This window comes from Candidatus Margulisiibacteriota bacterium (genome assembly GCA_003242895.1).
Lineage (GTDB): Bacteria > Margulisbacteria > Riflemargulisbacteria > GWF2-39-127 > GWF2-39-127 > GWF2-39-127.
Genome location: QKMY01000049.1, coordinates 21770 through 30512, shown reverse-complemented (window position 1 = coordinate 30512; position 8743 = coordinate 21770). Strand labels below are relative to the sequence as shown.

General features: G+C 39.6%; 7 protein-coding genes. 3 read left to right on the top strand and 4 right to left on the bottom strand.

Features of this window, described 5'->3' with window-relative positions; translation table 11 throughout:
* Positions 1 to 195 precede the first annotated feature (195 nt).
* On the bottom strand, positions 196 to 918 hold the full coding sequence (locus DKM50_07980) for a hypothetical protein (protein ID PZM79697.1): 723 nt from the start codon (positions 916 to 918) through the stop codon (positions 196 to 198).
* Positions 919 to 1223: 305 nt separating this feature from the next.
* Here DKM50_07980 and DKM50_07975 point away from each other — a divergent pair, with 305 nt between their 5' ends.
* Positions 1224 to 1466: a hypothetical protein gene (locus DKM50_07975; protein PZM79696.1), complete on the top strand. Its 243-nt coding sequence runs from the start codon at positions 1224 to 1226 to the stop codon at positions 1464 to 1466.
* Complete coding sequence (locus DKM50_07970) at positions 1463 to 3190, top strand: hypothetical protein (protein ID PZM79695.1); 1728 nt, start codon at positions 1463 to 1465, stop codon at positions 3188 to 3190. The genes DKM50_07975 and DKM50_07970 overlap by 4 nt, the downstream gene beginning before the upstream one ends.
* Before the next feature lie 209 nt (positions 3191 to 3399).
* Here DKM50_07970 and DKM50_07965 read toward each other — a convergent pair whose 3' ends face one another.
* The gene (locus tag DKM50_07965) at positions 3400 to 4599 is read right to left on the bottom strand and encodes a hypothetical protein (protein PZM79694.1); all 1200 of its coding nucleotides are present in this window, start codon (positions 4597 to 4599) and stop codon (positions 3400 to 3402) included.
* The gene (locus DKM50_07960; protein PZM79693.1) at positions 4556 to 5611 is read right to left on the bottom strand and encodes a chemotaxis response regulator protein-glutamate methylesterase; all 1056 of its coding nucleotides are present in this window, start codon (positions 5609 to 5611) and stop codon (positions 4556 to 4558) included. The genes DKM50_07965 and DKM50_07960 overlap by 44 nt, the downstream gene beginning before the upstream one ends.
* Positions 5612 to 5909: 298 nt before the next feature.
* Here DKM50_07960 and nadB point away from each other — a divergent pair, with 298 nt between their 5' ends.
* Positions 5910 to 7469, top strand: a complete 1560-nt coding sequence (gene nadB / locus DKM50_07955; protein ID PZM79692.1) for an L-aspartate oxidase — start codon at positions 5910 to 5912, stop codon at positions 7467 to 7469.
* Here nadB and DKM50_07950 read toward each other — a convergent pair.
* Positions 7458 to 8642 (bottom strand): cofactor-independent phosphoglycerate mutase, encoded by a 1185-nt coding sequence (locus tag DKM50_07950; GenBank protein PZM79691.1) that lies wholly within the window; start codon positions 8640 to 8642, stop codon positions 7458 to 7460. The two genes, nadB and DKM50_07950, sit on opposite strands and share 12 nt — an antisense overlap.
* Positions 8643 to 8743: the final 101 nt, after the last annotated feature.

Sequence of the window (8743 nt, the reverse complement as noted above, 5' to 3'; positions counted from 1 at the left end):
TTATCCATTAGGTTGTTTTAATTATGGAAAGTATCTTTTCAGGTTGGGTTATCTTGAGAAAATGCAGGACGTTTTAGTTGCTTTATTTTAGGATATTACACCGGTTTTCCAAATCAATAAAAGAGCTTTTATTGGAAATTATCCGCTTAATCGATTTAAGAGTTAGATAAGGAATAATAACCGGCCGATGAGAGATTATTTAGCGAACAGTTCTTGAATAACTGCGAGAACAGACTTGTAGTTAGCATTCACGGCTTTGTCCATATTTTTGTACATTTTCCATAACCAGAATAGTTCTCTGGGATTTTTCAAAAAATAGAAAAAACTCTTCCAGAAATCTTTTTTAAACGGATTTCCTATCAAAAATTCCAGTTTAGGAAATTGGGTGGTTAAGTTATCCGAGAGAGCTTTGATAACGAGGAATGGAATGTCTCTGGTGACGCAATTATTGCAGAAGTGGTAGCTTTCCATGTCAACGAAATCCACATCGGGTGCAAGGGCTTTTTTTTCTGCATTATTGATGATTTTGTTTGTACAAAGGATGTTGCCGGCAGGTCGTATCGTTTTGAGCTTGTAGAGGAAGTTTTCACTGGGATGTTTCACTTCGCTGAGGTTTTTTGTGGTTACGGAAATAATGTTTTCCGGAAAGGCAATATCTCCGATTTTTTGCTGTGTTTTTAAGCCTCCGGCCATACCGATGAGAAAGGCTGCATCAATACTTTGCATATCGAATTGTTTGAGGTTTTTGTTGAATGCATTCCCGACTCCGAAGTTTGCAATTGTTACGCAGATGTTCTCAAGTGTGCTTTGATACACGGTAAGGTTTTTGTTTGAACTGACGAGTTTTGCATTCAGATGCTTACAAAAAGGGGCTATTTCTATTTTTAGTGCAGCAGCTATTAATATTTTTTTTGGCATATATGACCTTGCTGAATGATTTCTTCCCTTTATCGTGCAATTTTTCTTCTAAGAAGAAAAGTTAAACTGATTATACTCTAGAGCGGAGGGCTTCTCAAGTATGTAATATTGCCCTAAAATAGGAATATGTGATATACGGGGATCAGTTTAGAATAGCTTTTTTTCCGTGATTAATCATCTATTAGAGCTCTCGCCTTATTGAGGCGGAAGGGTATCATGCGCGTCCTCTCCAGTATCACAGGTCAACGATTTTGAGACCTTAGCCGTATGTGGTTTATGTATTAAAGTTTGCCGGGGTTAAAAAAATGGGTAAGATAGAGCCTTTCAAAAAAGAAAAGTTAGTGGTTGGCGTCATCATTAACGAAGAAAAAGAAGAGATTACAGTGGTAAAAGATACATTGATTTATTCTAAGAAAGGCTGGAGGGCCCTTCCCTGGACTTATCCCGACTTTCAAACAGTCGAATATCAGGTTGTATTGTCTGAGGTCCGGGCATTATACTGGCAGCAGATACAGGCGTACGTTGCCATAACGCAGGTCACACAGTGAACGTTCTCCTGGTATCGATTAATTCGAAATATGTACATTCTAATCTGGCGAACCTTACTATTCTTGCTAACTTTGAGAGTGAAGCGGCGATTGATCACCTTGAGTTTTCGCTCAAAGATCATTTTCTCCATATTATTAAGACGATTACCGGGTATCACCCTGATGTTCTTGCCTTTTCAACCTATATCTGGAATATAGAACTTATACTCGCACTTTCGGCGGACCTCAAGAAGCTCCTTCCTCAGGCAAAGATAGTTTTGGGAGGCCCTGAAGCAGATTATAATTATAAAAGCGTTATCTCGAATGCTTCTGTAGATTTCGTTTTTCGGGGAGAAGGTGATTGTGCTTTCTCTGTGTTTATCGAGTGCCTTTTGCGAAACCGGCCTCTTCCCGGCTATATTGCCACTGATCCCGGACAAGATATTCATCAGGCATTTACCGGAAATCTTAACTTGTTAAAAAGCCCTTATAATAAACAGAATATCGATAATTATAAGAATAGATTACTCTACTATGAAACATCGAGAGGGTGTCCTTTTCACTGTACCTACTGTCTTTCTTCTGCCATGAAAGGGGCCCGTTATTATTCATTAGAGAATATTAAAGAAGATTTTTCTTTATTTATCCGTTCGGGAATTAAAACCGTTAAACTTGTAGATCGGACCTTTAATTTCCCTGAATCGAGAGCTATCAGTATTCTTGACTTGGTGAAAACGCTTCATGAAGAATTCAACGGGAATACGATTTTTCATATAGAGGTGGTAGCTGATATTATTTCCGATGCGTTTATTGAGACGCTACGTTCTTTGCCCAAAGATCTTGTTCAGGTAGAGATTGGTATTCAGTCGATATATGAAAAAACGCTCATAAGCATTCAGCGCTCTGTAGATCTCAAAAAGCTAGAGAAAAATATAAAAAAAATAATTGCATTACATAATGTCCATGTCCATCTCGATCTGATCGCCGGGCTTCCCTATGAAACCCTGGAAGATTTCATCCGGTCGTTCAATTTCGTGTTAGGCTTTGAGCCACACCATTTTCAGTTAGGGTTTTTGAAGAAACTGTCTGGAACCTTGTTGCCCGAACAAACAGAGCATCAGATGGTATTTTCGGATAAACCGCCATATGAGATATATCAGAGCCGATATATCTCTTTTGCTGAGCTTAACTTTCTCAAAGAGGTTGAGAATATCCTTGACCGCTATTATAATTCGCGAAAATTTACCCATATCTGGAAGTATCTTATTTCGACTTGCTATTCTGATCCGTTTACTTTTTGTAAAGATTTTGCTCGGTACTTTGCTGAAGCTATTCCTGTAGAAAGCTCGTTTGGCCTCAGAAATCTGTTTACTTATTTGTATGATTTCATTAATTATAAACGATTTGTGAACAAAGAATTTTTGATTAATGTACTTGCTTTTGACTATCTGCTACAAGAAAAACCACGCTATTTTCCTGATTGGCTCCCTTATAAAAAAGATAAAGACCTATGTCTGTTCGCTTGTAAGAGAGAAGCGATAGTTCGTGGAGATATAGGCAGAGAAGAGCTTCGGCATTATCAGGAAAATATCCATGCGAATTATTTGAACTTGCTGATTGCCAGGGATAATTCAGAGTATATTCTCACTCATTCGAAGAAGCCGGAACCACTGTTGTTTTCTTATCCTGAGGGTAAGACAAGATTAGACATAAATAATGTTAGCCATTTGGAATTTTTGTTTTAGGTAAGAGATTAATTGAATATCACGTTATTTGGTTTCAGTGTTTTGTAATTCTTTGTTTGAGCTATTAGCATTGCGAAGACTATTTAATAATTCTTCAGGGTTAAATGGTTTTTTAATTTTTCTCATAGTAAGAGTTGCCATAATTTTGTTATACATGTGTATTCCCTCCTGTTAATATATCGGAGATAATAAGAATTCGTTGCAGATTTTTAGCAAGAAGTATTCTGGGGCATGGAGAAATAAAACGTGCTGCCTTTTCCTGGCTCGCTTTCAAGCCAGATCTTGCCTCCATGAGCTTCTATCGCCATTTTGCAGAATGTTAGTCCTAATCCGGTATCAAATTTATAACCCATTTTTTTAGAGTCGACATGCCCGAATTTTTCGAAGACTTTATCGTGGAATTCTTTGGGAATTCCTTCTCCGCTATCTTTGATTGCGGTCACTATGCTGTTGTTTTCGGTATAGGTCATTATTTCTACTTTTTGATGGCTATAGGAGTGTTTAATCGCATTGCTGATGAGATTGTTGAGGATTCTTTCGACGATGTTCTTATCTGCGTTGAGTAGTCGTGGCTCGAGACTTACGAGACTTACTGTGAGATTATTTTCTAATGCTACAATTTCGAGGTTTTTTAAGACCGTTGCCGATAGCTCATTTATGTCAAATTCTTCATACACAAGCTTCATTTTGCTTTCTTCCATTTTTGTCACGTCGAGAAGGTCGTTTACCATTCTCAGGAGACTTTCAGCTCCCATTTTTGCATCGCGGATGAACTCTTTTTGTTCCGCAAAAAGCGGGCCAACCTGTTCTTCCAGGACCAATGATAAACTCAGGCTAATTCCGTGAAGAGGGTTTTTGAGATCATGTACGAGCATGTGAATGAGATCATTTTTAAGATGCTCGAGCTGTTTTGAATTATTGAGGGCTATTGTCAGTTCGTTGTTGCTGTTTTCCAGATCTTCATGGAGGAATTTAATTTTTAAGAGGGATTTGACTTTGGTCAGTAGCTCTAGTTTGTTAAAGGGTTTTGATAAAAACTCTTCGGCGCCAGCTTCCATTCCTTTTATTTTATTATCAATATCTTTAAGCGCGGTAAGCATAATAATTGGAATAAGTTTTGTCTTTGGCGAAGCTTTTAGCCGTTTGCAGACTTCAAATCCATCCATTTTTGGCATCATGACATCTAATATCAGGAGGTCAGGCTGCTCTTTTTCTGCTAAAATTATGGCATCTGCTCCATTATTGCAAGAAATTGTATTATAGCCGGTTATAGTAAGGTGAGCTTCGAGGAGCTCAATATTTTGTGGATTATCATCCACTATAAGTATTTTCGATGAATACAGGTTCTTCAACGTAATGTTCCTTTCAAGACTCTTGAATAATCTTCGATAAGAGGATAGGAATATCATCCAGTGCCGCAACGTGGTCTATCACACCTTTTGAAACGGCAGCTTTGGGCATGCCGTAGACTATGCAGGTTTCCTCGTTTTGGGCGATGGTGATCCCACCTTTTGTATGAATAGCCGCAGTACCCTCTGCTCCGTCACTACCCATTCCGGTCATAATTATCGAAATAATTTTATTGGGGACATTTAGTTTGGCAGCGGAAAAGTACATTTTATCGACGGATGGTTTGTGCCCGTTCATTTTGTCGTCATTATTTAATCGAGCTATGATACCGTTTTTTGATTGTTCCAGGGTTAAGTGGCTGCCACCTCTAGCGATTAAGATTGCACCTTTACGCAGAACATCCCCATCTTCAACCTCTTTGACTGAAAGTTCCGAGATCGAATCTAATCTTTCAGCAAAAGATTTTGTAAAATGTTCCGGCATGTGCTGAACGATCAGAAAGGTTGCATCCAAATTCAGTGACAATTTGGGGATAATTCTTGCCAGCGAAGATGGACCGCCGGTAGAAATCCCAAAGAGAACAATTTTTGATGTGTGCTCAATAACCGGATAATAGTCTTTTTTTATTTTAATATCCCTGGGGAAACAGAACTTATCCGAAATATCGCCTTTTGTTTTCAAGTTTACCAAGGCTTTCAATTTTTTCATGAGCTCTTTTTCAATTACCGGTACCTCAAGCGCTGAGCCTGAAGGTTTGGTAATGAAATCCGCAGCGCCTAATGATAAGGCGTTGATGGTTATGTCTGCACCTTCTTTGCTTAATGAGCTTACGATAAGGATCGGGACCTGGCACTTTTTGACAATTTCCGGGAGTGCAGTTATCCCATCCATAATGGGCATTTCAAGGTCGAGGGTAATGATGTCGGGTGTGATGACCTTTAGCTTGTTGAGCGCGTCCTGACCGTCTGTTGCTATTCCGACTACTTCAAAGAGCGGGTCTTTGTTGATAATCGAAGCAATTGTTTTTCGGGCAAACCTGGAATCGTCTATTACTAATACTTTATATGTCATTTGTATGTCCTTAAAGGGAGGATTGCACAAAATTTAAAATAATCTTCATTCATAATATTACAGTATAACTTTTTTTAAACAAAATACGCAATATTAATTCCAAGGCAAGAAAGTTTTATTTTTTCGAAAACTTACTATAACTAAAAGTATTATAAATTATATCTGATATTTACATTATACAATTATTTAACGCGACATCAAAATATAATTATAACTTGTCGGGATGGAGGCATTTCTATATAATATTTTTTAAGCAGGTATATACTGTGTTTATACCACCATTCCCCCAAGGATAATTATGCAAGAGTTGTCATGTGATGTTTTGGTTATCGGGACAGGTATCGCTGGACTTACTGTAGCGTTAAAAGTGGCTGATGAAGCTAACGTAATCCTGTGTACCAAAGGAAAGCTAAACGAAACCAATACCGGTTTGGCTCAGGGCGGCATTGCTGTTGCCTTTGATGATGATGACAAGCCTTTTTTTCACTATCAAGATACGATGAATGCCGGGGCCGGATTGTGCTTATCCGAAGCGGTCAATGTTCTCGTGCATGATGCTTTAGCCAGAGTCAGTGAATTGATCACTCTTGGCGCCAATTTTGACAAAGAATTTGATGAATATTCTTTGACGAAAGAGGGTGCTCATGGAAAAAGACGGATATTGCACGCTGGCGACACGACAGGTCTTGAGATTGAAAGAACCTTAGGTCAGAATATCCTGAAAGAAAAAAACATTAAAATTATCGAAAAATTATTTATTAAAGATTTAGTAATTGAAGATAATGTATGTTGTGGAGCTATCGGGATACATGTTGATACCAGTGAGATTTTTGTTGTTAAATCAAAAGCTACTGTCATTACAACTGGCGGGCTCGGGCAAATTTATCTGAAAAACACAAATCCCGCGCTTGCTACCGGGGATGGTATCGCTATGGGGTTTCGCGCTGGTGTTAGTATCTGTGATATGGAGTTTGTTCAGTTTCATCCTACAACATTGGTTACCGGGGATAGAAAACCGGTTAGTTTATTTTTGATTTCTGAGGCTGTACGAGGTGAAGGCGCCTATCTTTTCAACAAAAACGGCGTTCGCTTCATGCCTGGCTATCATCCTCTGGCAGAATTGGCTCCTAGAGATATCGTTGCAAAAGCTATTGTTAATGAGATGGCTAAAACAGAGTGTGATTATGTGTTGCTGGACTTTCGCCCGATCAAAGAAAATATTCCGCGACGGTTTCCGAATATTTATAAACGATGTCTGGAGCAAGGTTTTGATATTACTCAACAACCGATTCCTGTTGCGCCTGCTGCACATTACGCAATGGGCGGCATAAAGACTGATGTGAATGGCGCGACGAGTGTTTCCGGACTCTATGCTGCCGGAGAAGTTTCTTCTGTAGGGGTTCACGGGGCAAATCGATTGGCCTCTAACTCATTGCTCGATGGGCTTGTTTTCGGACATAGGGCTGCTTTATCGTTACTTGAGTATATCAAAAACAGGCGACTGATCCCTATTGTGTACAAACCAAGGATCAGTACTAAAAAAGTTACTCCGGAAGATCTTCTCGTGATGAAGGGGCAGATTAAGTCAATTATGTGGAAAAACATAGGAATTATTCGAAATGAAAATGGCTTAGCGAAAGCTAAAAAAGATCTTTTAGAATGGACTTCGGTGTTTAACTTTAGTTCTTTGGACTATATGACTTGTGAGGTCCAGAACATGCTTCAGGTTGCATTGCTTATCGTGTCTTTTGCCCTTGAAAGAACAGAAAGCCGGGGAGCCCATTATCGAGAGGATTATCCTCAGCCGTTAACCGAATGGGAAAAGAGATTAGAGACTTCCCTGTCCTTAGCTAAATAGCAGATCCATTAATTCTTCTGGATTTTCAATCTTTAACGTACTTCTAACTATTTCTATTTCATTAAATGCTTTTATTGCATCGCTCTGTGTGGCTTCGGAGGAATAGATTGTAAAGGGTACAGGATGGGGCGAATGGGTTTTCGTTTTTACAGGAGTTCCGTGATCAGGAAGGAGTAAGATCTTGAAGTTGCTATACTGCTTTGCTATCTCAATCATCGGGCCGACGACGTGTTTGTCAAAGTCTTCTATTGCTTTTATTTTGAGGTTAACCGTACCTTGATGGCCTGCTTCGTCCGGAGCTTCTATGTGAACATAGACGAGGTCCTTCGATTCAAGTTCTTTGGCGGCGTAGGCTACTTTTTGTTCGTAATTCGTATCAAGATACCCTGTTGCGCCTGGAACCTCAGGAGTATCGAACCCAATTAATTTTCCTATGCCTTTTAAGAGGTCAACCGCAGTTATAATTGCCCCTGTTTTTCCATATTTATTGCTAAAATTTTCGAGACGCAGATTTTTTCCTTGTCCCCATAACCAAATGATAGTTGCCGGTTTTTTTCCTTCTTGGATTCTTTTTTTATTGACTGGATGGTCATGGAAAATCTTGGCAGATTTCTCCATTAATTCGACCAAGATCTCGCTTCCCGGACCTTCAGGCCCGTCTCCGGTAGCGACTTCCCCGGTGAGGTCATGTGGCGCAGTGGTCTCAATATCCGTAGGCCCATGGTTAATCACCAATAAATGTCGATAGCTGATTCCAGTATAAAAATGAATTGACGATGTTCCTAACTGTTCATTCAGGCTCTCAATGAGTTCGGTTGCTTCTTCGGTACTGATATGCCCGGCAGAATAATCTTCCATGATATCGTTATCCATGGTAACAAGGTTGCAGCGATAGGCAACATCGTCCGGCCCGAGCTCTATTCCTGCACTGGCAGCTTCAAGTGGCGCTCTTCCGGTATATGATGTTTTGACATCGTAGCCAAGTATAGAGAGGTTCGCTACATCGCTTCCCGGCTTGCAGCCGAGCGGCACTGTTCTTACCATACCGGAAATGCCTTGTTGTGCAAGGTAATCCATGTTTGGAGTCACAGCTACTTCAAGCGGAGTTTTGTTTCCAAGCTCATTTACGAGTTCGTCAGCCATACCATCGCCAAGTAAAATAATATATTTCACGAGAAAACCCTTTCTGCTAGCGAGTAATTTATATTGTAATGATTGTTCGTGTTAATCGTGATTTATAGCATATTCTTTAAACAACTGCTAACTATAAATCT